The 26,177-nt window shown below is 71.5% G+C and carries 29 protein-coding genes and 1 pseudogene; 14 read left to right on the top strand and 16 right to left on the bottom strand.

Annotation, left to right across the window (positions count from 1 at the left end):
* Positions 1–93 precede the first annotated feature (93 nt).
* Positions 94–555: a DoxX family protein gene (locus tag TNCT6_RS23760; protein ID WP_141361917.1), complete on the top strand. Its 462-nt coding sequence runs from the start codon at positions 94–96 to the stop codon at positions 553–555.
* A 59-nt stretch (positions 556–614) separates the two neighbouring features.
* Here the strand turns inward: TNCT6_RS23760 and TNCT6_RS23765 are convergent, their stop codons facing one another.
* Entirely contained in the window at positions 615–1,115 is a 501-nt protein-coding gene (locus TNCT6_RS23765; RefSeq protein WP_141361919.1) for an RNA-binding S4 domain-containing protein, read from the bottom strand.
* Between the two features lie 55 nt (positions 1,116–1,170).
* Between TNCT6_RS23765 and TNCT6_RS23770 the strand changes: the two genes are divergently transcribed.
* Both TNCT6_RS23770 and pip read left to right on the top strand, forming a co-directional pair.
* Entirely contained in the window at positions 1,171–1,869 is a 699-nt protein-coding gene (locus TNCT6_RS23770; RefSeq protein ID WP_141361921.1) for a uracil-DNA glycosylase, read from the top strand.
* A 60-nt stretch (positions 1,870–1,929) separates the two neighbouring features.
* Positions 1,930–2,892, top strand: a complete 963-nt coding sequence (gene pip / locus TNCT6_RS23775) for a prolyl aminopeptidase (protein WP_141361923.1) — start codon at positions 1,930–1,932, stop codon at positions 2,890–2,892.
* Positions 2,893–2,908: 16 nt separating this feature from the next.
* Here pip and TNCT6_RS41045 read toward each other — a convergent pair whose 3' ends face one another.
* Together TNCT6_RS41045 and TNCT6_RS41050 are read right to left on the bottom strand one after the other, a co-directional pair.
* Positions 2,909–3,403 (bottom strand): GNAT family N-acetyltransferase, encoded by a 495-nt coding sequence (locus TNCT6_RS41045; RefSeq protein WP_253266436.1) that lies wholly within the window; start codon positions 3,401–3,403, stop codon positions 2,909–2,911.
* Between the two features lie 57 nt (positions 3,404–3,460).
* Positions 3,461–3,838: pseudogene (locus TNCT6_RS41050) on the bottom strand (RidA family protein); the annotation flags it as partial.
* 171 nt (positions 3,839–4,009) lie between these two features.
* Here TNCT6_RS41050 and TNCT6_RS23785 point away from each other — a divergent pair.
* A complete protein-coding gene (locus tag TNCT6_RS23785; RefSeq protein WP_141361925.1) occupies positions 4,010–4,774 on the top strand; it encodes a nucleotidyltransferase family protein in 765 nt (254 codons plus the stop codon).
* 133 nt (positions 4,775–4,907) lie between these two features.
* On the opposite strand, the gene TNCT6_RS23790 is transcribed toward TNCT6_RS23785, so the two are convergent.
* From TNCT6_RS23790 to TNCT6_RS23805, 4 genes are all read right to left on the bottom strand, one after another.
* Entirely contained in the window at positions 4,908–7,667 is a 2,760-nt protein-coding gene (locus TNCT6_RS23790; protein ID WP_141361927.1) for a bifunctional YncE family protein/alkaline phosphatase family protein, read from the bottom strand.
* 3 nt (positions 7,668–7,670) lie between these two features.
* Positions 7,671–9,029, bottom strand: a complete 1,359-nt coding sequence (locus TNCT6_RS23795) for an ABC transporter permease (RefSeq protein ID WP_141361929.1) — start codon at positions 9,027–9,029, stop codon at positions 7,671–7,673.
* Positions 9,026–9,967, bottom strand: coding sequence for an ABC transporter ATP-binding protein (locus tag TNCT6_RS23800; protein WP_141361931.1), 942 nt, complete (start codon positions 9,965–9,967; stop codon positions 9,026–9,028). The genes TNCT6_RS23795 and TNCT6_RS23800 overlap by 4 nt, the downstream gene beginning before the upstream one ends.
* Before the next feature lie 164 nt (positions 9,968–10,131).
* Positions 10,132–10,584 carry an ATP-binding protein gene (locus TNCT6_RS23805; protein ID WP_253266207.1) on the bottom strand — a complete coding sequence of 151 codons (453 nt, stop codon included), beginning with the start codon at positions 10,582–10,584 and terminating at the stop codon, positions 10,132–10,134.
* Between the two features lie 194 nt (positions 10,585–10,778).
* Here TNCT6_RS23805 and TNCT6_RS23810 point away from each other — a divergent pair, with 194 nt between their 5' ends.
* From TNCT6_RS23810 to TNCT6_RS23820, 3 genes are all read left to right on the top strand, one after another.
* Positions 10,779–11,621, top strand: coding sequence for a helix-turn-helix transcriptional regulator (locus tag TNCT6_RS23810; RefSeq protein ID WP_141366765.1), 843 nt, complete (start codon positions 10,779–10,781; stop codon positions 11,619–11,621).
* A complete protein-coding gene (locus tag TNCT6_RS23815; protein WP_141361933.1) occupies positions 11,618–11,806 on the top strand; it encodes a DUF397 domain-containing protein in 189 nt (62 codons plus the stop codon). The genes TNCT6_RS23810 and TNCT6_RS23815 overlap by 4 nt, the downstream gene beginning before the upstream one ends.
* Before the next feature lie 249 nt (positions 11,807–12,055).
* A complete protein-coding gene (locus tag TNCT6_RS23820; RefSeq protein WP_141361935.1) occupies positions 12,056–12,241 on the top strand; it encodes a hypothetical protein in 186 nt (61 codons plus the stop codon).
* A 33-nt stretch (positions 12,242–12,274) separates the two neighbouring features.
* On the opposite strand, the gene TNCT6_RS23825 is transcribed toward TNCT6_RS23820, so the two are convergent.
* Together TNCT6_RS23825 and TNCT6_RS23830 are read right to left on the bottom strand one after the other, a co-directional pair.
* Positions 12,275–12,727 carry a hypothetical protein gene (locus tag TNCT6_RS23825; RefSeq protein WP_141361937.1) on the bottom strand — a complete coding sequence of 151 codons (453 nt, stop codon included), beginning with the start codon at positions 12,725–12,727 and terminating at the stop codon, positions 12,275–12,277.
* Entirely contained in the window at positions 12,718–13,344 is a 627-nt protein-coding gene (locus tag TNCT6_RS23830; protein ID WP_141361939.1) for an ATP-binding protein, read from the bottom strand. The genes TNCT6_RS23825 and TNCT6_RS23830 overlap by 10 nt, the downstream gene beginning before the upstream one ends.
* 249 nt (positions 13,345–13,593) lie before the next feature.
* Here TNCT6_RS23830 and TNCT6_RS23835 point away from each other — a divergent pair, with 249 nt between their 5' ends.
* The 3 genes from TNCT6_RS23835 (at position 13,594) to TNCT6_RS23845 (ending at position 15,607) form a co-directional block, all read left to right on the top strand.
* Positions 13,594–14,454, top strand: coding sequence for a helix-turn-helix transcriptional regulator (locus TNCT6_RS23835; protein ID WP_141361941.1), 861 nt, complete (start codon positions 13,594–13,596; stop codon positions 14,452–14,454).
* Positions 14,455–14,727, top strand: a complete 273-nt coding sequence (locus tag TNCT6_RS23840; protein ID WP_141361951.1) for a DUF397 domain-containing protein — start codon at positions 14,455–14,457, stop codon at positions 14,725–14,727. It begins immediately after the preceding gene.
* A gap of 91 nt (positions 14,728–14,818) precedes the next feature.
* Complete coding sequence (locus TNCT6_RS23845) at positions 14,819–15,607, top strand: SAM-dependent methyltransferase (RefSeq protein ID WP_141361953.1); 789 nt, start codon at positions 14,819–14,821, stop codon at positions 15,605–15,607.
* 69 nt (positions 15,608–15,676) lie between these two features.
* Here TNCT6_RS23845 and TNCT6_RS23850 read toward each other — a convergent pair whose 3' ends face one another.
* Entirely contained in the window at positions 15,677–17,164 is a 1,488-nt protein-coding gene (locus TNCT6_RS23850) for a glutamate synthase subunit beta (RefSeq protein WP_141361955.1), read from the bottom strand.
* 258 nt (positions 17,165–17,422) lie between these two features.
* Positions 17,423–18,127: a DUF2293 domain-containing protein gene (locus TNCT6_RS23855; protein ID WP_253266208.1), complete on the bottom strand. Its 705-nt coding sequence runs from the start codon at positions 18,125–18,127 to the stop codon at positions 17,423–17,425.
* Positions 18,128–18,196: 69 nt separating this feature from the next.
* On the opposite strand from TNCT6_RS23855, the gene TNCT6_RS23860 reads away from it, so the two are divergent.
* Positions 18,197–18,838, top strand: a complete 642-nt coding sequence (locus TNCT6_RS23860) for a uridine kinase (RefSeq protein WP_172633001.1) — start codon at positions 18,197–18,199, stop codon at positions 18,836–18,838.
* 208 nt (positions 18,839–19,046) lie between these two features.
* Here the strand turns inward: TNCT6_RS23860 and TNCT6_RS23865 are convergent, their stop codons facing one another.
* Entirely contained in the window at positions 19,047–20,138 is a 1,092-nt protein-coding gene (locus TNCT6_RS23865) for a magnesium and cobalt transport protein CorA (RefSeq protein ID WP_141361959.1), read from the bottom strand.
* A gap of 155 nt (positions 20,139–20,293) precedes the next feature.
* Between TNCT6_RS23865 and TNCT6_RS23870 the strand changes: the two genes are divergently transcribed.
* The gene (locus TNCT6_RS23870) at positions 20,294–21,211 is read left to right on the top strand and encodes a class I SAM-dependent methyltransferase (protein WP_141361961.1); all 918 of its coding nucleotides are present in this window, start codon (positions 20,294–20,296) and stop codon (positions 21,209–21,211) included.
* Positions 21,212–21,262: 51 nt separating this feature from the next.
* Here TNCT6_RS23870 and TNCT6_RS23875 read toward each other — a convergent pair whose 3' ends face one another.
* The gene (locus TNCT6_RS23875; RefSeq protein ID WP_141361963.1) at positions 21,263–22,189 is read right to left on the bottom strand and encodes a carbohydrate kinase family protein; all 927 of its coding nucleotides are present in this window, start codon (positions 22,187–22,189) and stop codon (positions 21,263–21,265) included.
* The gene (locus tag TNCT6_RS23880; RefSeq protein WP_141361965.1) at positions 22,174–23,079 is read right to left on the bottom strand and encodes a pseudouridine-5'-phosphate glycosidase; all 906 of its coding nucleotides are present in this window, start codon (positions 23,077–23,079) and stop codon (positions 22,174–22,176) included. The genes TNCT6_RS23875 and TNCT6_RS23880 overlap by 16 nt, the downstream gene beginning before the upstream one ends.
* A gap of 44 nt (positions 23,080–23,123) precedes the next feature.
* On the opposite strand from TNCT6_RS23880, the gene TNCT6_RS42105 reads away from it, so the two are divergent.
* Positions 23,124–23,339 carry a hypothetical protein gene (locus tag TNCT6_RS42105; protein ID WP_373996202.1) on the top strand — a complete coding sequence of 72 codons (216 nt, stop codon included), beginning with the start codon at positions 23,124–23,126 and terminating at the stop codon, positions 23,337–23,339.
* 103 nt (positions 23,340–23,442) lie between these two features.
* On the opposite strand, the gene TNCT6_RS23890 is transcribed toward TNCT6_RS42105, so the two are convergent.
* Positions 23,443–24,018 (bottom strand): methylated-DNA--[protein]-cysteine S-methyltransferase, encoded by a 576-nt coding sequence (locus TNCT6_RS23890; RefSeq protein WP_141361967.1) that lies wholly within the window; start codon positions 24,016–24,018, stop codon positions 23,443–23,445.
* 92 nt (positions 24,019–24,110) lie between these two features.
* Positions 24,111–24,989: a glycerophosphodiester phosphodiesterase family protein gene (locus TNCT6_RS23895; RefSeq protein ID WP_141361969.1), complete on the bottom strand. Its 879-nt coding sequence runs from the start codon at positions 24,987–24,989 to the stop codon at positions 24,111–24,113.
* Positions 24,990–25,276: 287 nt separating this feature from the next.
* Here TNCT6_RS23895 and TNCT6_RS23900 point away from each other — a divergent pair, with 287 nt between their 5' ends.
* Positions 25,277–26,152, top strand: coding sequence for an MHYT domain-containing protein (locus TNCT6_RS23900; RefSeq protein WP_141361971.1), 876 nt, complete (start codon positions 25,277–25,279; stop codon positions 26,150–26,152).
* The last annotated feature ends 25 nt before the right edge of the window (positions 26,153–26,177 follow it).

Below are 26,177 nucleotides of genomic sequence, written 5' to 3' on the forward strand. Positions count from 1 at the left end.
AGCCCGGACAGCGATGAGTTCCGGGGCGCGGACCGGTCTACCCCTGCGAAAGCACGACAGCCGTTGCTCATCGCCGCACACAGGGAGACCCACATGTCCGAGCGCATCGCGCCCATCGCACCCACCACGTCCGTCCCGGCGTCCGTCGCCACCGAGACGCCCGCCTCCGGCCGCCGCGCCGCCCGTGTCGCGCTGCGGGGCGTGCAGGTGCTGCTCGGACTGTTCTTCGTGTTCGCCAGCGCGTTGCCCAAGCTCATCGCGCATCCGTCGGCGGTCGAGATCTTCGACGAGATGGGCTGGGGCAGCGCGGGCATGTACGGCATCGGGGTGCTGGAGCTGGCCGGGGGCGTGGCGCTGCTGATCCCGGTGCTCCAGTCGGTGTCGGCGGTGGCGCTGAGCGCGCTGATGGTGGGGGCGTTCATCGTGCAGCTGACCGCCTTCGGCGGGCAGAACGCGGCGACCCCGATCGTCCTGATCGTTCCGCTGGCGGTCATCGCCTGGGCCCGTCGGGACCACAACGCGCGGCTGCTGCGGCTGGTGCGGCGGCAGGCGTGACGGGCCCGACCGTCCGGACGGCGGCGGCGCGACCGGACTGCGACGCGCCTGGACCGGCTTCACCGTCCCTTCGGACGGCTCCCCGGGCTCGGGCCGCCTCCGGAACCACCCGGACCGCCCAGGTCCCGCAGGCGTTCCAGCTCGCGGCGGTCGCGCTTGGTCGGGCGGCCGGTGCCGCGGTCGCGGATGCCGATCGGGGCGACGGCCTCGCGAGGCGGGGGCGGCGGGGAGTTGTCGACGTAGCACTGGACGGCGATGGGAGCGCCCACGCGCTTGCGGATCAGCCGCCTGACGACGACGATCCGCTCGCGGCCCTCGTGCCGCAGCCGCACCTCGTCACCGACGCGCACCGCGTGGGCGGGCTTCACCCGCTCCCCGTTCACCCGGACATGCCCGCCCCGGCACGCGGTGGCGCCGACGGAGCGGGTCTTGACCAGCCGGACGGCCCAGATCCAGCTGTCGATCCGCACGTTCTCCCCGCTCGCCGGCCCGGCCGCCTCGGCGGCGGCGACGGCGGCGGCGGTCTTCGGATCCACGTCTCGGTCGTCCTGCGAAGCCATGCATCCGACCTTAGCGGCCCGACCGCTCCGGACCGGAGGTAATTACCGTGGAGCCATGGACAGCAGCAGCCTCGCCGCCCTCGACGAGCGGATCGCCGGCTGCCGGGCCTGCCCGCGGCTGGTCGCCTGGCGGGAGGAAGTGGCCCGCACCAAGCGGGCCGCGTTCGCCGACTGGACGTACTGGGGCCGTCCGGTACCGGGCTACGGACCGGCGGACGCCCGCCTGCTGATCGTCGGACTGGCCCCGGCGGCGCACGGCGGCAACCGCACTGGCCGCATGTTCACCGGCGACCGCTCCGGCGACGTGCTGTACGAGGCGTTGTACGAGCTGGGCCTGGCCTCCCAGCCCACCTCCACGTCCGCCGACGACGGCCTGGAGCTGTACGGGGTACGCGTCACCTCCCCCGTGCACTGCGCGCCCCCCGCCAACAAACCCACCCCCGGCGAACGCGACACCTGCCGCCCCTGGCTGGTCCAGGAACTGACGCTGCTGCGCCCCACCCTCCGCGCCGCGGTCCTCCTGGGCGCCTTCAGCTGGCAGGCGGCCCTCCCGGCCTTCACCGAAGCCGGCTGGCCCGTACCCCGCCCCCGCCCGCCCTTCGCCCACGGCACCCGGGTGTCCCTCGACGGCCTCGACCTCTTCGGCTGCTTCCACGTCAGCCAGCGCAACACGTTCACCGGCAGACTCACCCCCGGCATGCTCCGGGACGTCCTGCGGACGGCGGCTCAAGTGGCAGGGCTTCCGGTCGAGTAGCCCCCTGTCACCTGGGGAAATGAGACGACGCGGCCGCCGTACGCCCGTTACGGTGCCCCGATGGGCCTGTATCCGGAGATCGAACCGTACGACCAGGGCATGCTCGACGTCGGCGACGGCAACCGCGTGTACTGGGAGGTCTGCGGCAACCCCCGTGGCAAGCCGGCGGTGATGCTGCACGGCGGGCCGGGTTCCGGGTGCACGCCGGGTCACCGGCGCTACTGCGACCCGGCCGCGTACCGGATCGTGCTGCTCGACCAGCGTGGCTGCGGCCGTTCCACGCCGCACGCGAGCGTGTACGGCACCGACATGAGCGTCAACACGACCGAGCACCTGATGGCCGACCTGGAGCTGCTGCGGCGGCAGCTGGGCGTCGAGCGGTGGCTGGTGTGGGGCGCTTCGTGGGGATCGGTGCTGGGACTGCGTTACGCGCAGACGCGTCCCGGCGTGGTCTCCGAGCTGGTGCTGACGGGGATCGCGACCGGCTCCAACCCCGAGGTGACCCTGCTGACCCACGGCCTGGGAAGGGTCTTCCCCGAGGCCTTCGAGCGGTTCCTCGCCGAGTTGCCCGAGCCGGACCGCGCCGGAAACCTCGCGGCCGCCTTCAACCGGCTGATCGAGTCGCCCGACCCGGCGGTGCGCGAGCGGGCCGCGCGCGCCTGGACCGACTGGGAGACGGCGACCGTCCCCGCTCCGCCCCGCTCCGTCGAGCGCTACGAGGACCCCGCGTTCCGCATGGGCTTCGCCCGTACGGTCACGCACTACTTCGGCAACGACCACTTCCTCGGCGAGGGCAACGACGAGGGCGTGGTGCTGGGCGACGCCCACCGGCTCAAGGGCGTCCCCGGCACCCTCGTCCAGGGCAGCCTCGACTTCGGCAACCTCCTCGGCACCCCCTGGCGCCTCCACCGGGCCTGGCCGGACAGTGAGTTGACCGTCGTGGACGAGGCCGGTCACGACTCGGGAGCACCGGGCGTGGTGGAGGCCCTGGTGGCCGCGACGGACAAGTACGCCCGACGCTAGGCGGCCCGGCCCGGTCTCACGGCCGCCACACGTACCGTACGTCCGGCTCCCGCTCCTCGTTCCCGCCGCCGTCGGTGTACTCGGCGGCCACGAAGCCGTGACGCTCGTAGAAGCGGTGGGCGGGCCGGTTGACCTGGAAGGTCCACAGGGAAAGGCCCCGCGGCCTGCGCTCCTTGGCGAGGGCCACGAAACGGTCGCCGAGGCCGCGTCCACGCCAGTCCGGGTCGAGGTACAACTGCTCCAGCATGTCGTCGTCGAGCACCATGACCCCCACGACGCCGCTGTCACCGCCGGCCTCGGCGACCCAGGTCTCCTGCCGCGGCACCACCACGTCCCGGAACCAGGCGCGCACCGCGTCGTCGGAGTGCGGCCTCACAACGCCCGGCAGCGCGGCGGCGAAGGACCGCAGCCACACGTCGGCGGCGTCCCGCGCATCCGCCCCACCGGCCCGCCGCAGCACGACACCGTTCGCCGTACTCGCGTCCCGCGCGCCCTCTTCCGTCTCCGGCACCACCGCCGTCGCCGTGATCTCCACGAGCTGCCCCGTGTACCCGAGGCAGGCGACCCCGATCAGCGTCGACGCGTGCGGTCCCGTGCTGAGTCCGGACGCCTCGACGACCTCCCAGACGGCGGAGAGCACGGCGGGCTCGCTGCTGACGACGTACACGTCGGTCACCAGGACATGCGCCAAGTCACTGCCGACTTCGCGCAGTTGCTCGGTGAGATTGGCGATCACCTGCTCGGCCTGGCGCACGGGATCACCCGCACCGATCAGTTCCCCCCGGGCATCCAGGGGCACGGATCCGGCCAGGAACGCCAGCCTCGTCCCGGTCTCGACGACGCAGGCGTGGGAGTAGGCGGGGGGCGCGAAGAGGCTGGGGACGGTGACACGACGGATCACGGCGAGCTCCTGGACGGGGACGGACACGGGCAACTTCCCGATCATGCGCGGCCATCCTCTGCGGTGCAGCCGAATTAGTGGTCGGGACCGCGGCCACACGAATTGGCGGTCAGGGCCGCGGCCACCGTGAGGAACCGCCCCGGTTTCAGGCCCTCGCCGCAGGCCGCAAGCGGAAATTCGCTGGCGCCGCGGTGCTGGTCGGCGTAGTCAGAGACGGTGACGCGTGACTCCTCGTTCCTCGACACCACCGCCGACCGCCTCGCCGCCCTTCCCGGAGTCCGCGCGGTGGCTCTCGGTGGCTCTCGTGCTCAGGGCACCCACCGGCCCGACAGCGACTGGGACCTGGCCGTCTACTACCGCGGCCGCTTCGACCCCGCCGATCTGCGGGCCGTCGGCTGGGAGGGCGAGGTGTCCGAGATCGGCGGATGGGGCGGGGGTGTGTTCAACGGGGGCGCCTGGCTGACCATCGGCGGTCGGCGTGTCGACGTGCACTACCGCGACCTGGACGTGGTGGAGCACGAGTGCGCGGAGGCGGAGGAAGGGCGGTTCCGCGTGGAGCCGCTGCTGTTCCATCTCGCGGGAATCCCCAGCTATCTGGTTGTCGCGGAGCTCGCCGTCAACCGGGTGCTGCGCGGCGAGCTGCCCCGCCCCGCCGCCTACCCGTCCGCCCTTCGACGTTCGGCGCCCGGACACTGGTACGGACGGGCCACTGCCACCCTGGCCTACGCGAAGTCCGGACACGCCCCGAAAGGCGACCTCACCCAGGTCGCTGGTGCGATCGCCCTGGCCGCGACCCAGACCGCCCACGCGGTACTGGCCGCGCGGGGCGAGTGGACCACCAACGACAAGGGGTTGACCCGCCGCGCGGGCCTGCGTGCGGTCGACGACATCGTGGCGGGACTCGACCCGGGACCCGGGACCCTGACCGGCGCCCTCACGGACGCCGAAGCCCTGCTCGGCGGCTGCATGCCGAAGGTGTGAAAAGGGAGGCCTGACACGTGAGCCGCAAGGGCCCCTGGCCGGCTGTGATGCCGGCGAGGGGCCCTTCACGCGATCAAGTAGCCGTCAGCCGTCAGCCGTCAGCCGTCAGCCGTCAGCCGTCAGCCGTCAGCCGTCAGCCGTCCGACTCCGGCGACGGGATGTACGCGCCCGGCACGTCCTCCGGCGCGAAGATCTTCTTCTCGCCGGGGTACGGCTTGCTCCACCCGTGCGTCTCGTACCAGGTGAAGTGGTTCATCTGGGCGGGGTTCGCGAAGTCGGGCTTGGCGTTCGGACCGGTCAGCCGCTGCTTCGACTTCCAGTTGTCCCACTTCGCCGCGACCGCCTGCTGGTCCGCCGGCACCGTCGCCGGCGCCACGGCCGCTGCCTTGGGGTTCTGCGGCGCCGGGGTGTCCAGACCGCAGGAAGGCGCGGTCTTCACACCATCGGTGAGCGGGGTCCGGTTGGGCAGAGTGGTGAACGGCGTGAAGTCCGGCCGCTCGGTGAACGCCCCACGCATCGGGCTGGCCGCGCTGTCCTTCTGGTTCATCGGGTGGATCCCGAGGATCTGCTCGATGGTGCGGATCATCATGATCTGCGAGTAGTAGCGGCTGTCGACGGTGCCGTGCTGGGCCCAGGGGCTGATGATCTGGATCGGGGCCCGATGGCCGTCGACGTGGTCGAGGCCGGCCTGGGAGTCGTCCTCGACAACGAAGATCGCCGAGTCCTTCCAGTACTTGCTGTGCGAGATCGTGTCGACGATCTTGCCGACCGCGAGGTCGTTGTCCGCGACCTGAGCGGCTGCGCTCGCCGGACCGCCGGTGTGGTCGCTGGAGAGCCAGAACATGTTCAGGTTCGCCGGCCCGTTCTTCTCGAAGTCACGCTTCCAGATCTGGGCCCGGTAGACGTCCGGGACACTGAGGTCGTACTTCGGGAAGCCGGGCACCGACACGTCGTTGAGCGACGGGATCGGGGAGGACGACTTCAGGGTGTAGGCGGTGTCCTGACCGGTCGCCTCCATGTTCTTGCTGTCGCAGTACAGGTTCTGCCAGGTCGCGTCCGCCGGCTTGGTCAGGAACTGGTGGAACTCGCCGAAGTTTCGTACGGTCTTGCCCGCCGCCTGCGCACCGCTCCAGAGGAAGCCGGTCCGCTGGTGGCCGAGAGCGTCGTCCTCGGTGTCGTAGCTGCGCACGTACTCACCGGCCGAGGACTCGGTGTACTCCGGGTTGTCGGCCTGCATCAGCCAGTTGTGACCCTCGGCCGAGTTGGTGCCGATGTCGTACGTGTTGTCGTACAGCCCGAACTGCTTGGCCAGCGCGTGCTGGTTCGGCGTCACGTTCTCGCCGAACTGCGTCAGCGACGGGTCGCCGTTGCCCTGCGGGATGTCGCCGAAGACCTGGTCGTAGGTCCGGTTCTCCTTGACGATCATGAAGACGTGCTTGATCGTCGAGGGGTCGCCGAGCTTCGTCGGGACCGGCACCGGGGTCCGGCCCAGGCCCTTGCCCCGGGCCAGCTTGACCGAGCCGTTGGTCCAGCCGTTCCGCTTGAAGATCTTGGCCGTCTCGGACTTGATGACGTGGTCGTCCGGCAGCGTGAACCGCTGCACGCTCGACGTCGTGTCGTGGGTGCCGTGCCCGGCGCTGTTGGTGGGGCGGCGGGCGTCGATACCACGGGTGTTGGAGACCACTACCTCGTTGCCGACGGTGGCGATCTCCGCGGGGACGTAGTCCGTCGGGAGCAGTCCGACATAGCTGACCGGTTCCTGCGGGGACGTGTACCGGTAGACGGCGACCGCGTTGGCGCCGCCGAGCGTCACCAGCAGATGACCGTCGTCGGTGAGCGTCACGGCGTTGGGGTGGTAGCCCACCGACGCCTCCGGCCACGGCTGGGTGGCGATGGTCTGCACGACCTTGTTGCGGCGCGTGTCGATGACCGACACGTCGTTGGTGGCGGTGTTGGTGACGAACACCGCCCCCTTCTTGGCGTACACGGCGGTCGGGTGCAGACCGACGTCGATGCTCCCGACGGCGGCAGACGGGTTTGCCAGGTCGATGACGCTGACCGTGCCCGTGGTCGTGGCACCGGTCTTCGGGTCGGCCGGCACCTGGGTGCCGTACGAGTTGATCGTGGTGTCGCCGGGCTTCGCCGGACGCCCGCCCTCGTTGCTGACGTAGAGCTTGGTGCCGACCTGGACCATGCCACGCGGGGCGTTGCCCACGGCCCAGCTCTGCTCGATGGCCCCGGTCGCCGCGTTGATGGCGACCACCCGGTTCTGGCCGTTGACCGCGGAATACACGGTGGAGCCGTCGGCCGAGAACACCGCCGCACCCACCAGCGCGCGCTTGGACCCGTCCGCCGGGATCTTGACGGACGTCGGGTTGGCGACGCTGCCGTCCGGGTTCACGGTGAACCTGGTGTAGCCGTCGGCCTGGCCCAGCCACAGCTGCGAACCGTCGGGCGAGTATGTGGGGCCTTCCTGGCCCACGTCGTTGCCGCTGATGCGCAGATTCGCCGACGCGTTGTTGCCGACGAGCTGCTGCACCTTCCAGTCCTTCAGGTCCACGATGGCGAGCGCCATTCCACCGTCGGTGACCGAGGCCGCGACGTGGCTGCCGTCCGGGCTGACCGAGGACGACATGATCTTGCCGTTGTCGATGACGAGGCGGTCGCCGTACGGGGCGATGTACTGGTCACTGGAGACGACCAGGCCCTGGTCGGTCATCTGGCCGACCTGCTGGGTGCCGAACTGGTGCGTCTCGGCGAAAGCGGTACCGGAGACGACCAGCGCGGCCGTGGCGATGCACGCCGTCACCAGAGAGGTCCGGCGGTTGAAATGTCTGCCGAGCAGGCCGACCTGCTTCGTCTCGACATGCCGGCGGCGCCGGGTTACCTGCATGGATCATCCCTTCGGAGTGGTCTTGAGCAGCTCGACATTGCCGTCGAACTGCCAGAGCGGGTTCGGTGTGTCCCCGGTCGGGGTCCGCACCAGGAAGTAGCCGTTCACTTCCTTCGGTCCGTCGCCGTCGGCCACGAACCGGCCGTCCGCGGTGACGTCGAGCTGGTAGACGGCCGTCCCCGGGGCCTCGACGCCGGGGAGATGCCAGGTGACGACGCAGCGCCAGTCGTTGCCCGGCCCCTGCGCGGCGAGCCGGCCGCCGCCCTTGTCGCACGCCGCCGTGACCCGCAGCCGCGCCTCGGTGACCTCTGGGCGGTTGAGCTGCTCGGTCTGTATGCGGTAGAGGTGCGCGAACGCCGTGGCGACCGACCGCTGCACCTTGTCCTGCTCGACTCCGCAGCCCGTCGACGGCGTCGCCACGGCGACGACCGCGACCGTGAGGGCGGTCAGCCCGGCCAGCGGCAGGAGCCCGGTGGTGATCGCGCGGCGCCCGGAGCCGTCGTAGGCGGGGTTGGTGAAGTCGCGCCGCAGGAAGAGCAGATACGCCAGGGCCGTGGCGGCCACCGTCCACACCAGGGCGACCACGATGCCGATCAGGAGCGGGCCGAGCTGCGCCGGGCTGGTGAACAGGCCGTTCCAGGCGATGAAGGCGTAGCCGGGCAGGGCGAGGCGCACGGCGACGGGCAGTGGCAGCATCTGGGCGAGTTGCATCGCGAGCGCGGCGAGCGCGGGCAGCAGCAGCCCCATCGGGGACCGGCCCAGCGCGACGGACCCGAGCAGTCCGATCGCGGCGAGGGCCAGGGTGGGGGCGAGTACGCAGAGCCAGGCGAGGAGGACCTTGCCGGCGGCGTCCGCGGGCGTCAGCAGATGGCCGTCGAGGCCGACCAGCGGCTGGTTGCCGACCGCGAGGACGCCGCCGACGGTGCTGGAACAGGCCAGTCCGGCCACGAGCAGCAGGATGACGGTGAGGCCCGCCAGCGTCTTCGCCGCGAAGATCCGCCGGGGCGAACGGACCGCCACGAGCAGGTGGCGCCAGGTGCCGAGCCGGTCCTCGGCGGCGAACACGTCGCCGGCGACCACCGAGGTCAGCATCGGGAGCGCCCAGGTGCCCGCGAAGCCGAGCATCACCAGCGGTCCGGCCCATCCTGTGGCGTGCATCCAGCGGCCGAAGAGGGTGTCGGAGGGGAGCGTGCTCTGCAGGCTCACCGCGGCGACGAAGAGCCCCGGCACGATCCAGCAGGCGAGGACAAGCAGGCGAATCCGCCACTGCGAGACCAGCTTGACCAGTTCGAAGCGGTAGGCGCGGGTCACCGGGATGCGGCGGGCACCGGTGGCCTGCTCGTGCGTGGCGGTCGCGGTCATCGGTCCGCCTCCTGCTGCTCGGTCAGGGCGAGGAACGCGGCTTCCAACGGCGACACCACGGGGGCGAGTTCGCGCAACGCGATGCCCGCGCCCACGAGCCGCGCCACCAGTTCGTCGAGAGCGGGCACCGGCGCGCGCACGACGAGCGTCTCGGTGCCGTACCGTGTCCCGGCGCCGTCGACGACGCGGATCCCGGCCGTGCCGGCGGCCATCCGGCGGGCGGTCCGGGGATCGGAGGTGAGCAGCCGGTAGTCCAGTTCACGGTTCTCGGCGGCCAGCTTGCTCAGCGGGCCGGAGAAGACGACCCGGCCGGTGGCCAGGATGGTGACCTCGGAGCACAGCGCCTCCAGGTCCTCCATGCGGTGGCTCGACAGCACGACACAGGTCCCGTCCGCCGCGAGCCGGGTGAGGACACCGTGCACGTGCTTCTTGCCGGCCGGATCGAGGCCGTTGGCGGGTTCGTCGAGCACGAGCAGCCGGGGTTTCGTGAGCAGGGCCGCGGCGAGTCCCAGCCGCTGACGCATCCCGAGGGAGAAGCCGCGGGCCGGGTCGTGGGCGACATCGGTGAGCCCGACCTGGTCGAGCACGTCGTCGATCCCCGCCGTCCGCGCGTCGAGGCCGCGCAGAGCGGCCAGCGCGGCGAGGTTCTGCCGTGCGGTGAGCGAGGGGTAGAGGCCGGGCCCGTCCACGAACCCGGCGACACCGTCGGGAGCGGCCGGCGCCCGACCGACCGGCGTCCCCAGGATCTCGAGGGACCCGCTGTCGGCGACGGCCAGGCCCAGCAGCAGGCCGAGCAGTGTCGTCTTGCCGGCGCCGTTCGGTCCGACCAAGCCGTGGATCTTTCCCCGCTCCACGGTCAGATCGACGCCGTCGAGCGCGACGACATCGCCGAAACACTTGGTCGTCCCGCTCGCCCGGATCGCGAGGAGTGTGTCCATGAGTCCCTTCCTTCGCAGGCCTCAAGGACCGTAGGGACGGCACACGACCCGTGCGGGGACCGCGAGTTGAACGCTCATGGAACGGAATGCAGAGATCGTGCCCACGACAACGCCCGCACAGTCGGCACGTACGGTGTCCACTTGGGGCCCGCACGGCATGCCGGTCATACGGGGCAGGCGCACTCCGCCCATACGGTCTTGCCGGGACCGGCCGGTCGGGGAACCACACCCCAGTCGTCCGACAGAGCCTCGACGAGCAGCAGTCCGCGGCCCGACTCCCCGTCAGGACACGGCTCCTCGCGCGTGGGCAGTCGCTCGGTGCGGGTGTCCGTGACCTCGACGCGCAGGGTGCCCCGGCTCTCCGTGAGCCGGAGATGGAAGTCCCGGCCGGGGACATGACCGTGCCGGACGGCGTTCGCGGTCAGTTCCGCCGTGACCAGCGTGGCGGTCTCGTTCACGGACGAGGCGTACGGGTGCCCCCACTCGCTCAGCCGGTGCGCCACCAGTCGGCGGGCCAGCCGCGCCCCTCTCGGCGTCGATGTGAACCGCATCGCGAACTCGCGCACCGCCGCCGGGTCCCGCGGCGTACGCCTTTGTGGGGAAGTCGCTGATTCCATGGGGTAAACGTTCGCTGCCTGTACGTAACGTCGGCCAGGAGTGACGCTGCCACCGGCACCGGCTGTACGCCGCCGGCACGCGACTGTACGCGCGTGAGGCGTGACCGGCCCTCCACGCGGCGCGTTGGTCCCGCCAGCGGTCGTGGCGCGGGTTCGGTGTTCGGCGAGAGCGGTACGTACGGGAGGTGCCGGGCGTGGAGGAAACGCAGGCGGAGGACGAGCGGGAGCGCGAGAACGAGCCCGGTTCGGGGATCCTGTACATCTTCGGACGGCAGTTGAAGCTGTGCCGTGAACGGGCGGGACTCGACCGGTCCGAGTTCGGCGGCCGGGTCGGATACTCGGCCTCGACGATCGCCTCCTTCGAGCAGGGGAGGCGGATCCCGCCGCCGAAGTTCATCGACCAGGCCGACGACCTGCTGAACGCCGGTGGGGTGTTGAAGGCGGGGAAGGAAGGGGTGGCTCGGGCGCAGTATCCGGCGTTCTTCCGGGATGCGGCCAGGTTGGAGGCCGACGCGGTCGTCCTGCATGTGTACGCCAACCAGGTCGTGCCCGGGCTGTTGCAGACGGACGAGTACGCACGAGCGGTGTTCACCATGCGCCGTCCGTTGCTGGCGGAAGAGATCATCGAGCAGCGTGTCGCCGCTCGACTGGCCCGGCAGGAGATCTTCTGCCGAACGCCGATGCCGATCGTCAGCTTTGTCATCGAGGAGTCGGTACTGCACAGGCCACTGGGTGATTCGACCGTCATGCGAGGTCAGCTGGAGCAGCTTCTTCTGCGGGGGGACAAGCGGAACGTGGAGATCCAGGTCATGCCGACCGTGCGAGAGGAGCACGCTGGATTGGCCGGTCCGTTCACCTTGATCGAAACCAGGGATGGGCGGAGGATCGCGTACGTGGAGGCGTACAAGGACAGCCGCCTCTACACGGAGCGCGAGTCGGTCCGGGAGCTTGAAGAGCAGTACGGGCTTCTTCGTGCCGCTGCGCTCAGTCCGCGTGAATCGCTGGCCCTCACTGAGAAGTTGCTGGGAGAGACATGAACGCTGTACCCGAGTGGGCCTGGGTCAAGAGCAGCTACAGCAGCGGCGAAGGCGGCGAGTGCGTCGAGGTCGCCTCCTGGTCGGGCGCCACGCACGTGCGCGACTCGAAGGACAAGGCCGGTCCTGCGGTGATCGTCGAGCCGGAGGCCTGGGCCGAATTCGTCGGGTTCGCCGTTCGGCACTGAACGTGGCGGTGCCCCGTGACCCCCGCCTCGGGGCACGGGGCACCGGCGTGTTCGCGCGGCGCAAGGGTGAACACGGGGTGTACGCGGATCGGCGCGGATGGTGCTCGTACCGCCCGGAAATGTGAAGTGGGACGCACCCGTGGTGGTGAACTGATGTCACGTACGTCTCAGTAGGGTCACCAGGAGAGGCGTTCGCCCCCTGCAAGGCGTTTAAATCTGCAAGTACAGCATTGAACGTGGAGGTGCAGGGTGAACGGGCGAACGGTGCTCGAACGCTTTCCCGCCGGCGGTCCGCGCGGGTCGTGGCCGGCGGAGGAGTTCGCGCATGCGCGGCGTCTGGAAGGCCTGCCCGCCGAGGTTGTCATGGACCTCGCGACAGACACGTTCCTGGTGATCGTCCGGGGCGGGGAGTCCGGCGGTGGCGCCAAGGCGTGACCCGGCGGCCGGCGACCGGATCAGTCCGGTCGGTTACGCGCTGACGGTGCGGGACCAGGCCGGTGCCGTCCCGGTGATCCGGCACAGGGCCAGATAGAGGGGGATCGGCGGGGTGTAGGGGATCGTGCCCGCCGGGCGGTGCATGAGCATGGGCGCCGTCGGCGAGGCGGGGAGCGTCGCGCCCGGGGAGTAGTGGGCCGGGGCGGGCCAGCGCAGGGCGTAGTCGGAGTCCGCGGGGACGATCCACCACCAGTGCGCTCGGTCGGCGAAGACGCAGCCCACGCGGGGCAGCCGGGGCATGAGCTGCGGACCGAGGCGGGCGGGGATCGCGACCGCGTCGCAGCCCAGGGGGACGGTCATGCCCTCGGGTACGGACAGCCGCCGGGGTGCGCCGTGGGTGCGACGACCGCGCCCCAGGCGTACGAGCGTGTCCAGGTTGAGCGACTGGCCGGAGCCGCCCAAGGAGCCGGCGCCGGTCACAGCCATGCGGTCCCCGTTCCGTGATGTGCCTGCCGGTGCGCCTGGCCGTGAGCCTGCGCTCCGTTCTTGTCGTCCGTGTCGCGGGCAGGGGCCGGCTTGGGGCGGGCGCCCCAGCCCAGGTCGCTCCGGGCGGGAGCGGAACGGCGCGGCAGCTCCGCCCACACCACCAGGCCGGTGCCCTGCTCCAGGGCTCCCCAGGCCAGGCACATGGCGTCGACGAGGAGCAGTCCCCTTCCGTGCTCCTCCTCGGGCTGCCGCGGCGACGGCTGCGGCTCACCCGGCGCGCACCCCTCGTCCCGCACGGCTATGCGCACCAGCTCGTCCTCGTCCTGCAGCTCGCACACGATCTGCCTGCTGGCGGTGTGCACGATGGCGTTGGTGACCAGCTCGGAGACGACCAGGGCCGCCGCGTCGCAGGTGTCCTCGCACACGGACCAGCCGGTCAGGCGGGTCCGGGTCAGGCGCCTGGCCCGCGCGGGGGAACCGGGATGCGCGGCCAGCTCGAAACGGAACCGACGCTCGGCAACGGCCCCGCCGGGGCCCGCTCCCGTACTCGCGCCGCGGCTCAGCGGGATCGCGGCGGCGTCTGTTCCTAAGGGCGGAGACGGAATCACGCTTGCCACTATCGCCCCGCCGTGAACACTTGGCAAGTGGCACTCTGAAAATTGCAGAGTGTTGGTGACGCGCTCAGGGGCCATGGCACACTGCTCGCAACAGCACGTCGAGCGGCGCCAGTTGAGACCACCGGGTCCACCGGATTTTCGAACGGGTCTTCGAGCGGTTGCCGAGGGCTGTGCGGGATTCATGACGGGAACCTCCTGAATCCTCACGTCCGTCCTTACAGTTCGGTCTTGGGTCAGTGGAGGTGGAGTGTGAGTGAGCCGCGGTCCGCGCCGACAGTCGGGCAGGTCGTGCTCGGCCGGCGCCTGTTGGACCTGCGGGAGAGCGCGGGGCTCAAGCGCGAGGAGGCCGCCCGCATCCTGCACGTGGCCCCCGCCACCGTGCGCCGGATGGAGATGGCCGAGGTCGCCCTCAAAATCCCGTACCTCCAGCTGCTGCTGAAGGCGTACGGCGTCTCCGACGAGGAGGCCGAGGCCTTCATGCGGCTGGCCGAGGACGCCAACCAGCCGGGCTGGTGGCAGCGGTTCCACGACATCCTGCCGGGCTGGTTCTCGATGTACGTCAGCCTGGAGGGTGCCGCCACCCTCATCCGGTCCTACGAGCCGCACTTCGTCCCCGGACTGCTCCAGACCGAGGACTACGCGCGCGGAGTGCTCAAGTCCGGCGCCGTCGGCCAGACCAGCCCCGAGGACATAGAGCGCCATGTCGCGCTGCGCATGCAACGCCAGGATCTGCTCACCCGTCCGGACGCCCCCAGGATCTGGGTGGTGATGGACGAGACGGCGCTGCGCCGGCAGGTCGGCGACTCCGAGGTGATGCGTGCTCAGATCGACAGGCTGCTGGAAGCCGCGAAACTGCCCAACGTGACGTTGCAGGTCGCCCCGTTCTCCGCGGGGCCGCACGCCGGCACGTACGGGCCCTTCGTGCTGTTCCGATTCGCCATGCCCGAACTGCCGGACATGGTCTACAGCGAGTACCTGACCGGCGCGGTCTACCTGGACGCGCGTCAGGAGGTGGCGAGCCACCTCGAGGTCATGGACCGCATGGCGGCGCAGGCCGCTACTGCACATCGCACGAAGGAGATCCTCCGGGATTTCCGCAAGGAGCTGTGAATGGAACGCATCACGTCCCAGCCCAAGCCGCGGCTGCGCCGCGGGATCTACAACGGCATGCCCGCCGGTGAACTCGGCAGCGAGGGCTGGCACAAGCCGTGGAGCGGGGGCAACGGAGGCAACTGCCTGGAGGCCATGAAGCTGGACGACGGCCGGATCGCGGTCCGTCAGTCCACCGATCCGGACGGACCGGCCCTCATCTACACGACCGACGAGATGACGGCGTTCATCGAGGGCGCGAAGGCCGGAGAGGCGGACTTCCTGCTGACTTGAACGACCCTGTCTGTTGGCTAACTCAACTCCCTAATCTTGGTACTGACTTGATCATGATCATTGCTCATTCCAGACGCTTACGAGGTGCCGTATGACCGAGATCGACACCAGCAAGCCGCACCCCGCGCGGATGTACGACTGGTACCTCGGCGGCAAGGACAACTACCCGGTCGACGAGGAACTGGGCCGGCAGATGCTCGCACTCGAACCGCGGGTGCCGGTGATGGCCAAGGTCAACCGCGCGTTCATGCACCGGGCGACGCGGTGGCTGGCCGGCCAGGGCGTACGGCAGTTCCTGGACATCGGCACGGGTATACCCACCGAGCCGAACCTGCACCAGGTCGCCCAGTCGATCGCGCCCGACGCGCGTGTCGTCTACTGCGACAACGATCCGATCGTGCTGGCCCACGCGGCGGCCCTGCTGCGCAGCGCGCCGGGTGGCATCACCGAGTACGTGCAGGCCGACGTCCGTGACCCGGCCACGATCCTGGAGGGCGCCGGGAAGGTCCTGGACTTCGGCCAACCCGTGGCCCTGTCCCTGGTGGCGCTGCTCCACTTCATCACCGACGAGGACGGCGCCCACGACCTGGTCGCGCGTCTGCTCGCCGAACTGCCCTCCGGCAGCTACCTGATGATGACCCACGCCACCTCGGACTTCACCCCGGAGGAGTCGGCGGCGGCTACGGCCAGACTGAAGGCGGGAGGCGTCACCCTCGCCCTCCGCACCCGCGAGGAGTTCACCCGCTTCTTCGACGGCCTGGAACTCGTCGAACCCGGCGTTGAGGTCGTCCACAAGTGGCACCCGGAACTGGGCGAACCGGTTCCGGGCCAGGACGACGGAGTCATCCCGGGTTACGGGGCTGTGGCCCGGAAGCCGTGACGGAGTGATGTCCGCGGCGCCCCGCCGGCCAGGCGGGGTGCCGTCGGCCAGGGTGGGACGCCGTCGGCATCACACCCGCATCGGACGGTCGTACGGGCCGATCGGGGACGGGAGGCTCCAGACGCCCGTCAGGTGGTGGTCCACGGCCGCCGCGACCGCGCGGCCCTCGGCGATGGCCCAGACGATCAGCGACTGGCCGCGGGCGGCGTCCCCGGCGGCGAACACGCCCGGGACGTTGGTCGCGAAGGCGGGGTCGCGGGCGATCGTGCCACGCGGGGTGAGCCGCAGACCCAACTGGTCGATGAGGCCGTCCTCCTGGGACGGGCCGGAGAAACCCAGTGCGAGCAGCACCAGATCGGCGGGGAGCGTGCGTTCGGTGCCCGGCAGGGGGCGCCGTGCCGCGTCCACCTCGGTCAGGTGCAGCTCGTGGACATGCCCGTCGGCGTCACCGGCGAAGCGGAGCGTGGACGCGGCGAACAGCCGCGCGTCGGCGTCCGCGACCGGCGCCGTGCCCAGGTCGCCCGCCTCCTGGTGCGCGGGCGACAGCCGGTAGATCTTCGGGTAGGTCGGCCACGGCTCGAGGTCCTCGTCGCGCTCCGCGCCCGGCAGGGCGTAGATGTCCAGCTGGGTCACGGACGCGGCGCCCTGCCGCACCGCCGTGCCCAGGCAGTCGGCTCCCGTGTCCCCGCCGCCGACGATCACGACGTGCCGGCCGGCCGCGGACACCGGTGAGGTCTCCACGTCGCCCTCACCCACCCGGTTGGCCAGCGGCAGGTACTCCATCGCCTGGTGGATTCCGGCCAACTCCCTTCCTGGTACAGGTAGTTCACGCCAGGCCGTGGCGCCCGTGGCGATCACCACGGCGTCGTAGCGCGCCCGCAACTCCCCGGCCCCGACGTCCCGCCCGACCTCCGTCGACGTACGGAACTTCGTCCCCTCGGCCAGCATCTGCTCCAACCGCCGCTCCAGGTGGTGCTTCTCCATCTTGAACGCGGGAATGCCGTACCGCATCAGTCCGCCGAGCCGGTCGTCCCGTTCGTACAGGGCGACCGTGTGTCCCGCGCGCGTCAGCTGCTGGGCCGCGGCGAGCCCGGTCGGCCCCGACCCGACCACCGCGACGGTCCGCCCGGACAGCCGGTCCGGCGGGCGCGGCGGGGCGAACCCCTCCTCCCAGGCCCGGTCGGCGATCGCGCACTCGACGTTCTTGATGGTGACCGCGGGCTGGTTGATCGCCAGCACACACCCCGCCTCGCACGGCGCCGGGCACAACCGCCCCGTGAACTCGGGGAAGTTGTTCGTCGCGTGCAACCGGTCGGCGGCCGCCCGCCAGTCCTCCCGGGACACCAGGTCGTTCCACTCGGGGATCAGATTGCCCAGCGGACAGGCCTCGTGGCAGAACGGCACCCCGCAGTCCATGCACCGGTCGGCCTGCTTACTGATGATCGGAAGCAGCCCGCCCGGCACGTACACCTCGTGCCAGTCCCGCACCCGCTCCTCGACCGGCCTGCGGGGCCACTCCTGGCGGGGTGTGGTCATGAAACCCTTGGGATCGGCCATGGCCGTCCCCCTTGCCTCGGGCACCACCTCTTTCCGGCCACGATACGACCGCCGGGCCCCAGGCGCAGAGCCCGCTATGCCCGTCGTGAGGGGCACGCGGAGCCGGGTATGTCCGTGCTGCGGGGTGCGCGTGGCGGGGCTTGTCCGTGGTGCGGGTGGTGTGTGTGGCGGGGCTTGTCCGTGGTGCGGGTGGTGCGGAGCGCGGAGCCGGGTTTGTCCGTGGAGCGGTATGTGCGGAGCCGCCGGCTCGGGCGGGTGCTACGCGCTCGGGTTCTGCTCCCGCCAGGCCCGCAGCACCGAGTCCACGTCGGCCCTGATCCGCTGCCGGGCCTCGGGCCGTGCCACCCCGCTCATCAGCAGCCGGTCGTAGGGCGTGTCCAGGTGGCGTACGGAGGCCGCGACCGCCGAGGTGACCGCGGTCTCGGACAGAGCGCGCCCCGACGCGCTGCGGCCGACCCGTCCGCTGCCGCGCAGGGAGGTGTGCCCGGCGATGGCCCGCGCGCGGTCCGGCGGGCAGGCGGGAAAGAGCCGCAGGATCTCCGCCGCGAACGCGTCCGCGAACCGTATGTCCTCGGCCGCCCGTCGCCGTGCGTCGCGCGCGCGGCGACGGCGTCGCGCCTCGGCGTCCGCCAGGCACCGCAGCTCCGCGCGCGCGAGCGCCGCCTCCTCGACGAGGACGCCCTGCCGTTCGTACCGGCTTCTGCGCCGGTTGAACCGCACCACCACCGCCGACAGCGCGCTCTCCTCCCGCGACCGGCGCGTCAGCGCGGTGTCGCCGCGCGGCAGGAAGACCAGGTGCCCGAGGTCGGCGCAGTCCAGGCACCGCGGCACCCCCTCCTCCAGTACGAGCAGCGGCAGCGGGCCGCGCCGGCACGCGGCACACCGCTTGCGCCGCAGCGGCTGGAGGACGAGGAGGCCGTCGGACGGCCGGGGGACCGGGAGCGCGGCCATACGCGGGGCCATACGACGCACATTCCCGGGCGCGTACCCGGACGCTCCTCCCGCCGCACCCCGCTTCCGCCCTGACGCATCATGGGCCGTGTGCGTCTTCAAGCGATCACCTGGGAACGGCTCGGCGACCTCCTCGCCGAGCGCCTGCTCGACCTGAAGCCCGCCGACGGCAGCCCCTGGCCGCGCATCGCCTTCGACGGTGCCCCCGCCGCCCTCCCGGGCGACCTGGCGCACCGCGTCGCCGAGGCGTTGCGGCCGCTCGGCCGTTCCGCGCTGGTCGTGGATACAGAGGGCTTCCTGCGCCCGGCCTCCCTCCGGCTGGAACACGGCCACCGGGACGAGGAGTCCTACTACAACGGCTGGCTCGACACCGGCGCCCTGTGGCGCGAGGTCTTCGGCCCGCTCGAACCCGGCGGTGACGGACGCGTCCTGCCCGACCTGCGGGACCCGGTCACCGACCGCGCCACCCGCAGCGCCTACGTCCAGCTCCCGCCCGGCGCCCTGTTGTTGCTGCACGGTCCCCTCCTGCTGCGTCACTGGTTCCCCTTCGACCTGACCGTCCACGTCCTCCTCTCCCCGGGCGCCCTGCGCCGCCGTACTCCGGAGGCCGAGCACTGGACGCTGCCCGCCTTCGAGCGCTACGACGCCGAGACCGACCCGGCCCGCACCGCCGATGTCCTGGTACGCGCCGACGACCCCCGGCACCCGGCCTGGAACGGCTGAGCCCCGGCGCCCCCTGGTCACCCAGCGGCCGGCCCCTGCGGCACCCGCTCCGGCGGCCGGCCCCTGCGGCACCCGGTCCGGCGGCCGGCCCCTGCGGCACCCGGTCCCGGCCGTGGCTCCCGGTCCGGGCGGCCGGTCCCTGAGACGCCACCCAGTTCCCGGGTCAGCCGTCTGCCGGGTCAGCCGTCGGCAGGGGAGGGCCGGCGGCTCAGAGCCAGCCGTTACGGCGGAAGCCGCGGTACAGCGACACGCACACGGCCGATATCAGGCAGATGACCAGCGGATAGCCGAACCGCCAGTGGAGCTCTGGCATCACGCGGAAGTTCATGCCGTACACCCCGCACACCATGGTCGGCACGGCGATCACCGCGGCCCATGCCGTGATCTTGCGCATGTCCTCGTTCTGCGCCACCGTCACCTGCGCGAGGTGGGCCTGGAGAATCGAGTTCAGCAGTTCGTCGAAGGCGGCTATCTGCTCCTTGGCCCGGGTCTGGTGGTCGAGGACGTCCCTGAAGTACGCCTGTATCTCCGCGCCGACCACCTTCATCGGCCGGGCGGAGAGCTCCTCCAGCGGGCGCCCCAGCGGCACGACGGCCCGCTTCAGCTCCAGCAGCTCCCGCTTGAGCTGGTAGATCCGCCCCGGATCGACACGCGCGCCATCCTCCGCGAACACCTCGGCCTCCACCTCGTCGATGTCCTCCTGGAACGAGTCGGTGACGCTCAGGTAGTCGTCGACCACATGGTCCGCGATCGCGTGCAGCACCGCCGCCGGCCCCTTGGCGAGCTGCCCCGAATCGGACTCCAGTTCCTCGCGCAGCGGACCGAGCGAGCCGTGCAGGCCGTGCCGCACGGTGATCACGAAGTCCTCCCCGGTGAACACCATGATCTCGCCGGTGCTGACCACCTCGCTGGTCGCCGTCAGCTTCTCGTGCTCGAGGTAGCACACCGTCTTGAACACCGCGAACAGCGTCTCGCCGTACCGCTCCACCTTCGGGCGCTGATGCGCCTTGACCGTGTCCTCCACCGCCAGCGGGTGCAGGTCGAAGAGGTCCGCGATGCCCGCGAACTCCGCGTCCGTCGGTTCGTGCAGTCCCAGCCAGACGAAACCGTCACGGGCCTTGCGCACCCGCGCCACGGCCTCCACCAGATCACCGGCCTCCGGAACCCGCTCGCCGTCCTGGTAGGCCACGCAGTTCACCACGGAGGAGCCCAGCGGCGACCGGGCGGGATGGCTCAGGTCGACCCGGCGCCGCCCTCGGGCCAGCCGAGCCACCTTCCGCAGATTCCCCGCCATGGACATCCGGATCTCCTCGCGTGCACCTTTTGCCGCCTGGTCGAGCCAGTTTGCCAGGCCCACGTGAGCGCCGGGTAAGCCTGTGGAAACCACACATTCCGCTTTGTTCCCGCCTGTGGACGGGCACGGCAGGCGCCGGGGAAGGCTGGGATGATCCCGGTATGACGCACAGCGACGGGCATCCGGACGGGCATTCCGGCGCGGACACCGACCAGGACAAGGACGGGAACGAGGGCGGCCGGGACGCGGGTCAGCCCGAGAGCCGGGGCGAGGGGCGGCGCGAAGGCCCGGGTGGAGGCCGATATCTGCTCGAGAACCGGCAGACCGAGGCCGGCGAGCGCTTCGACGCCTTCGCGACCCTCTTCGATCCCACGACGTTCCGTCACTTCGAAGGACTCGGCGTCGGACCAGGATGGCGCTGCTGGGAGGTCGGCGCCGGCGGCACCTCCGTCGTCTCCTGGCTGGCCGAGCGGGTCGGCCTCACCGGCACGGTCGTCGCGACCGATATCGACACCTCACTGGTCGCCAAGGCCGCCCGCCCGCCGGTGGAGGTGAGAATGCACGACGTGGGCGCCGAGGAGCCGCCGGGCGAGGGCTTCGACCTCGTGCACGCCCGGCTCGTCCTGGTCCACGTGCCGGACCGGGAACGGGCGCTGCGGTCGATGATCAAGGCACTGCGCCCCGGCGGACGGCTGCTGCTGGAGGACGCCGACCCCGCCCTCCAGCCCCTGCTCTGCCCGGACGAACACGGCCCGGCGGAGGAACTGGCCAACCGGCTGCGCCGCGGCTTCCGCCGCCTGCTGGCCGACCGTGGCGCCGACCTGTCCTACGGCCGCAGACTCCCGCGCCTGCTGCGCGAGGCAGGCCTGGGCCAGGTGGAGGCCGACGCCTACTTCCCGGTCACCTCCCCGGCCTGCACCGCCCTGGAGTCGGCCACGGTCCGGCAGATCCGTACCCGCCTCGTCACCGCGGGCCTGGCCGCCGACGAGGAGATCGACCAGCACCTGGCCAACGTGGCCTCCGGCACCATGGACCTGACCACAGCACCGATGATCTCCGCCTGGGGCACCAAGCCGTAGCACCTGAGGCCGCCGACCGGCAGGTCACCGGCTCTCGGAGGCATCGGAACGCTACCGGGCTCTCGGAGGCCTCCCGCCCACCCGCGCCACCGCGAGCGCGCCCGCCGCGCATCCCCGGGCTGCCGCGGCCCCAGCAGCGGCGCCGGCCAGAAGGGCGGCGAGGAAGGCGCCGGTGAAGGCGTCGCCCGCGCCGGTGGTGTCCCGCGCGGTGGCAGGCACCGCGGGTACGTGGGCACGGACGGCACCCGCGTGTGCCACCCGTGCCCCGGCGGCGCCCTGCTTCACGACCACGAGCGGGACGTGGCGGCTCAGCTCGGCCGCCGCGTCCGCCGGGTCGGGCAGGCCCGTCAGCAGGCAGGCCTCGTCGCGGCTCGGCAGCAGCACGTCCACCCCCTCGACGAGCGCGAGGAACCGGTCCACGCCCAGCGTGACGAGGAACCCGGCCGACGCGGGATCCAGGCTCACCGGCACGCCACGCGCGTGGGCCGCCGCGACGGCGCTCGCCACCAGCGCCCGGCCCGTACCGGAGAACAGCAGGTAGCCCGACAGGTGCAGCCGGGCCACCCCGTCGAGCAGCGCGTCGGACCAGTCACCCGCCTCAAGGCGCAGCGACGCCCCGCTGTCCGTGAGGAACGTGCGCTCGGCCGCCGCCGAGGAGTCGACGAGGCAGACCACCGTCCCGGTCGGCGCCCCGGGATCGACGACCAGATGGGGGCGCACGCCCGAAGCGACCAGCGCCCGTTCGTGCCAGGCCGCCGACTCCGCGCCCACCCGCCCCAGCAGCCGGACCTCCTGGCACCCGCTGTGGGCCGCCCAGCAGGCCACGTTGGCCCCCGCCCCGCCGGGCAGCATCCGGACCGCGGCGGAGGTGTCGGTGCCGCTCGCGAGAGGGCCGCGATGCCGCACGACGACATCCGTCACGACGTCCCCGACCACCAGCAGCGCCCCACCCCCGCCGTCCGTCACGGCAGGGCCCACGCCGCGGCGATCAGCGCCGCCAGCCGTACGTTGCCGCGCACCGCCGCCAGGTTGGCGCGCAGCGAGGCGCCGTCGGTGTGCCGCACCAGGTAGTCGAGCAGGAACGGGGTGACCGCCTGCCCCGTGACGCCCTCCTCCTCGCACGCGTGCAGCGCGTCGGCGAGCACACGCGCGTGCAGTTCGGGATCCAACTGCTCCTGCAGCGGCACCGGGTTGGCGACGATCAGCGCCGACTCCGGCGCCCGCAGCGCGTTCTGCGCCCGCATCACCGCGGCCACGTCCTCCGGCGTCCGCAGTGTCCAGTCCACCGGATGACCGGAGTCGGACAGATAGAACCCGGGGAAGCGGTCCGTGCCGTACCCGGCCACCGCGACCCCCAGCGTCTCCAGCCGCTGCAACGTCGCCGGCACGTCCAGGATCGACTTGACCCCGGCGCACACGACCGTGATCCGTGTGCGCGCCAGCAGTCCGAGGTCGGCGGACTCGTCCTGCGTCACCGTCCACTCGCGGTGCACTCCGCCCAGCCCGCCCGTGGCGAACACACGGATGCCCGCCAGCGAGGCCAGCAGCGCCGTCCCCGACACCGTGGTCGCCCCGCTCGCCCCCGCGGCCATCGCGAGCGGCAGGTCGCGGTGGCCGAGCTTGCGCATCCCCTCCTCGTTCGCGACCCGCTCCAACTGCCCCTTGTCCAGGCCGATGTGAGGGTGGCCGTTCAGCACCGCGATGGTCGCGGGCACGGCGCCCTCCTGCCGTACCGCGTCCTCAAGCTCCAGCGCCACCTGGAGATTGCGCGGGCGCGGCAGCCCATGGGCGATGATCGTTGACTCCAGGGCCACCACGGGACGACGCGCGGCCAGCGCCTCCCGCACCTCTTCGGACACCACCAGCACGTGCCTGCCTCCCGTCTGTCGCGCTCTCCCCTCATCTCTGGCGGGTGCCGCACCGGGCCAAACCCTCGCGGCCCGTCCCGCGAGGCCCAGCCTGGGACGCATGCGAGGCGTCCTTCCCCTCCGTACGCCTGACCGAGGAGACGATCCTCGACCTCGCCCCGCTCGACATGGCCGAACGCATGAGCATGGTCCCCGGCGCGGCGGGCAGCGCGGGCCACCCCGTTCGAGGTCCGGCACTACGACTGGCGCACGCGCGGTGACCAGCGCACGCGCGGTCCGGCACCACGAGAAGGGCACACCCGGCCAGGTACTACGAGCAGCGCGCCTCGCGCCCGTAGGGCAGTGCGCCTCGCGCCCGGCGCCTCAGAACAGCGGCTCGGGCAGCACGCCTTCCAGCGCGAGCAGCCTGCGCTTGACCTCCAGGCCGCCGCCGAAGCCGCCGATGCCCCCGTCGCTCTCGACGACCCGGTGACACGGCACGACCACCGGCAGCGGATTGGCGCCCATCGCCGCGCCCACCGCCTGGGCGGCACCCGGCTGCCCCACCCGGTCGGCCAGATCGCCGTACCCGACGACCGTGCCGTACGGCACGCCCGACGCCAGTTCGCGCAGCACCTGCCGGTTGAAGCCCGAGATCAGAGACCAGTCCAGCGGCAGCTCGAAGTCCTGCCGCTCGCCCGCGAAGTACGCCCGCACCTGGCGTATCGCCTCCGCGAGCAGCGGGGAGTCGGGCGCCTCGACCGGCTCGGTGCCCAGCCGGGACGCCAGCCGGTCCAGCGCGCGCTCCCGTATCGCGTCAGTGGCGTGGAAGACGACGTTGACCAGGCCCTCGGGGGTCGCGGCCAGCAGCAGGGGGCCGATGCCGGTACCGACGACGGCCCACACGACCCGCTGCTCGTCCGGTACGAACCGATGCTCGTCCTGCTCGTGGTTGTCCATGCGATTACGGTACGGCCCGCCACTGACAACGCCCTCCGACCTGCACCGCCGCGGGACCAGACGGTCTCGGGCGATGAGGCGGTCTCAAGCGATCAGGCGGTCTTGAGCGCCCTGCGCACCACTTCCGGCTTGTTGGTGATGATGCCGTCCACGCCGAAGCCGGCGACGGTCCGGGCACTGGCGGCGTTGTTGACCGTCCAGGTGAAGATCCCCAGCGGGACGCCGTGCGGCCCTCGGTGCGCACGGACGGCCGCCGCGTAGTCCGCCGACAGCGTGCGGTAGGAGGGGTTGATCAGGTCCACGAAGGCCGCGTACCGGTGCAGGTCCGCCGTGTCCGGGCGGCCGAGGAAAGCGGTGCGGACGGCGGGCTTCAGCGCGTGCACGGTCCGCACGCTGTTGGCGCTGAAGCTCTGCACGATCAGTCGGCTCGCCAGGTGCCGGTGGTCGAGCCAGCCGTCGTTGGCGAGCACCTTGAGGGTCTGTGCCTCGATCCCCGGATACAGCTTTGGGTTCTTGATCTCCAGGAGCAGCTTCTCGTGGTTGCGTTCGAGCCGGCGCATGTACTGGTCGAGCGTCGGCACGCGCGTGCCCGCGAACTTGGGGGAGAACCAGCTGCCCGCGTCCAGGCGGGCGATCTCGGCGGCGGTGAAGTCCTTCACCTTCCACGGGGCCCGGCCGGGAAAGACCTGCTCGACGTTGGTCGTCCGCTCCAGGGTGGCGTCGTGGATGACCACGAGCTTGCCGTCCTTGGTGCGCTGGACGTCGTTCTCCACCCAGGAGAAGCCGAGCGCCGCCGCCTTGTCGATGGCGGGCAGCGTGTTCTCCGGGGCGTGGGCGGAGGCACCCCGGTGGGCGACGACCGCGGGCTGCGGCCGGTGGGCCTCCGCGGCCCGTACCTCCGAGCCGGGCAGGAACAGGACGGCGACCGCCGCCAGGGCGGTGGCCAGGACGGCGACTGCGCGCGCGTGCATACGTACTCCTCGCGACAAATGATCACGGATAGCACAAGAGTGACAGCACAGAGTCAACGAGGCGCTCGAGGAAGAGCCACGGGTGGAGTCACGGACCACACGGAACCGACCGTGCTCGCTCACGGGTGCCGCACATCTGCGACGAGGCCGTGCTTCTTTGCCGGAAAGTCGTTCGGCCATTCCGGTGGCAGTCATACTCTCAGCGTCAACCTTGACCGCGTGGCGGTCCTGGGACGGGGGGCATTCACGATTTCCGGGACTTCAAGAGGGCGGAAGGGCAACCGCGCATGCACGGCACCGTCGACGGATTCAGCTACGGGCTCGTCACCCCGCTGGTGGCCTGTCTCATGGCCTGCCTCGGTGGGGCCCTCGGTCTGCGCTGCACCACCCGCGCACTGCTCGTCGCGCGCTCCTGGCGCCCCGGCTGGCTCGCCCTCGGCTCGGCCGCGATCGGCTCGGGCGTCTGGACGATGCACTTCGTCGCGATGACCGGCTTCACCGTCGAAGAGGCGTCGATCGGCTACGACCGGCCGACGACGTACGCGAGCCTCGCCGTCGCCATCATCATGACGGGGATCGGGATCTTCATCGTCGGCTACCGGGGTGCGACCGGCTCCGCTCTGTTCACCGGCGGCACGATCACCGGGCTCGGCGTCGCCAGCATGCACTATCTGGGCATGGCCGGGATGCGGCTCGACGGCACGCTCGAGTACAACACCCTCACCGTCGCGGCTTCCGTGGTCATCGCCGTCGTCGCCGCGACCGCGGCCCTCTGGGCGGCCGGGCGGGCGAAAGGGTTCCTCTGGAGCGTAGGCGCCAGCCTCGTCATGGGTCTCGCCGTCGTCGGCATGCACTACACGGGCATGGCCGCCCTCAGCGTCCACCTGCACGAAACGAGCGGCGCCACCACCGGCGAGTCGTCGGCCGCCCTGCTCACGCCGATGCTGATCGGTCCGCTCGTCTTCCTGCTGCTCACCGGTGCCGTCGTGCTGTTCGACCCGCTGATGATCACGGGCAGGTCCGACTGGACCCCGGCCGAGCACAAGCCGGGCGTGCCGGCGCGTGAACTCGCCCATTCCGCCGGGTGTCCCCCGGCCGGCGCCCACCGCGATCCCGGCCGTGAGACGGTCCGCGAACGCCCCCGCGTTCCGCAGAACCGCTGATCGGGACCCGTTGTCAGTGGCGGGT

It is taken from the genome of Streptomyces sp. 6-11-2 (assembly GCF_006540305.1).
GTDB lineage: Bacteria > Actinomycetota > Actinomycetes > Streptomycetales > Streptomycetaceae > Streptomyces.

Excerpts from the sequence above, each read along its gene's own strand:
- TNCT6_RS23760 (WP_141361917.1), top strand. The coding sequence starts at position 94 with ATGTCCGAGCGCATCGCGCCCATCGCACCCACCACGTCCGTCCCGGCG.
- TNCT6_RS23765 (WP_141361919.1), bottom strand. The coding sequence starts at position 1,115 with ATGGCTTCGCAGGACGACCGAGACGTGGATCCGAAGACCGCCGCCGCC.
- TNCT6_RS23770 (WP_141361921.1), top strand. The coding sequence starts at position 1,171 with ATGGACAGCAGCAGCCTCGCCGCCCTCGACGAGCGGATCGCCGGCTGC.
- pip (WP_141361923.1), top strand. The coding sequence starts at position 1,930 with ATGGGCCTGTATCCGGAGATCGAACCGTACGACCAGGGCATGCTCGAC.
- TNCT6_RS23790 (WP_141361927.1), bottom strand. The coding sequence starts at position 7,667 with ATGCAGGTAACCCGGCGCCGCCGGCATGTCGAGACGAAGCAGGTCGGC.
- TNCT6_RS23795 (WP_141361929.1), bottom strand. The coding sequence starts at position 9,029 with ATGACCGCGACCGCCACGCACGAGCAGGCCACCGGTGCCCGCCGCATC.
- TNCT6_RS23800 (WP_141361931.1), bottom strand. The coding sequence starts at position 9,967 with ATGGACACACTCCTCGCGATCCGGGCGAGCGGGACGACCAAGTGTTTC.
- TNCT6_RS23805 (WP_253266207.1), bottom strand. The coding sequence starts at position 10,584 with ATGGAATCAGCGACTTCCCCACAAAGGCGTACGCCGCGGGACCCGGCG.
- TNCT6_RS23815 (WP_141361933.1), top strand. The coding sequence starts at position 11,618 with ATGAACGCTGTACCCGAGTGGGCCTGGGTCAAGAGCAGCTACAGCAGC.
- TNCT6_RS23825 (WP_141361937.1), bottom strand. The coding sequence starts at position 12,727 with ATGGCTGTGACCGGCGCCGGCTCCTTGGGCGGCTCCGGCCAGTCGCTC.
- TNCT6_RS23840 (WP_141361951.1), top strand. The coding sequence starts at position 14,455 with ATGGAACGCATCACGTCCCAGCCCAAGCCGCGGCTGCGCCGCGGGATC.
- TNCT6_RS23845 (WP_141361953.1), top strand. The coding sequence starts at position 14,819 with ATGACCGAGATCGACACCAGCAAGCCGCACCCCGCGCGGATGTACGAC.
- TNCT6_RS23850 (WP_141361955.1), bottom strand. The coding sequence starts at position 17,164 with ATGGCCGATCCCAAGGGTTTCATGACCACACCCCGCCAGGAGTGGCCC.
- TNCT6_RS23855 (WP_253266208.1), bottom strand. The coding sequence starts at position 18,127 with ATGGCCCCGCGTATGGCCGCGCTCCCGGTCCCCCGGCCGTCCGACGGC.
- TNCT6_RS23860 (WP_172633001.1), top strand. The coding sequence starts at position 18,197 with ATGGGCCGTGTGCGTCTTCAAGCGATCACCTGGGAACGGCTCGGCGAC.
- TNCT6_RS23865 (WP_141361959.1), bottom strand. The coding sequence starts at position 20,138 with ATGTCCATGGCGGGGAATCTGCGGAAGGTGGCTCGGCTGGCCCGAGGG.
- TNCT6_RS23870 (WP_141361961.1), top strand. The coding sequence starts at position 20,294 with ATGACGCACAGCGACGGGCATCCGGACGGGCATTCCGGCGCGGACACC.
- TNCT6_RS23890 (WP_141361967.1), bottom strand. The coding sequence starts at position 24,018 with ATGGACAACCACGAGCAGGACGAGCATCGGTTCGTACCGGACGAGCAG.
- TNCT6_RS23895 (WP_141361969.1), bottom strand. The coding sequence starts at position 24,989 with ATGCACGCGCGCGCAGTCGCCGTCCTGGCCACCGCCCTGGCGGCGGTC.
- TNCT6_RS23900 (WP_141361971.1), top strand. The coding sequence starts at position 25,277 with ATGCACGGCACCGTCGACGGATTCAGCTACGGGCTCGTCACCCCGCTG.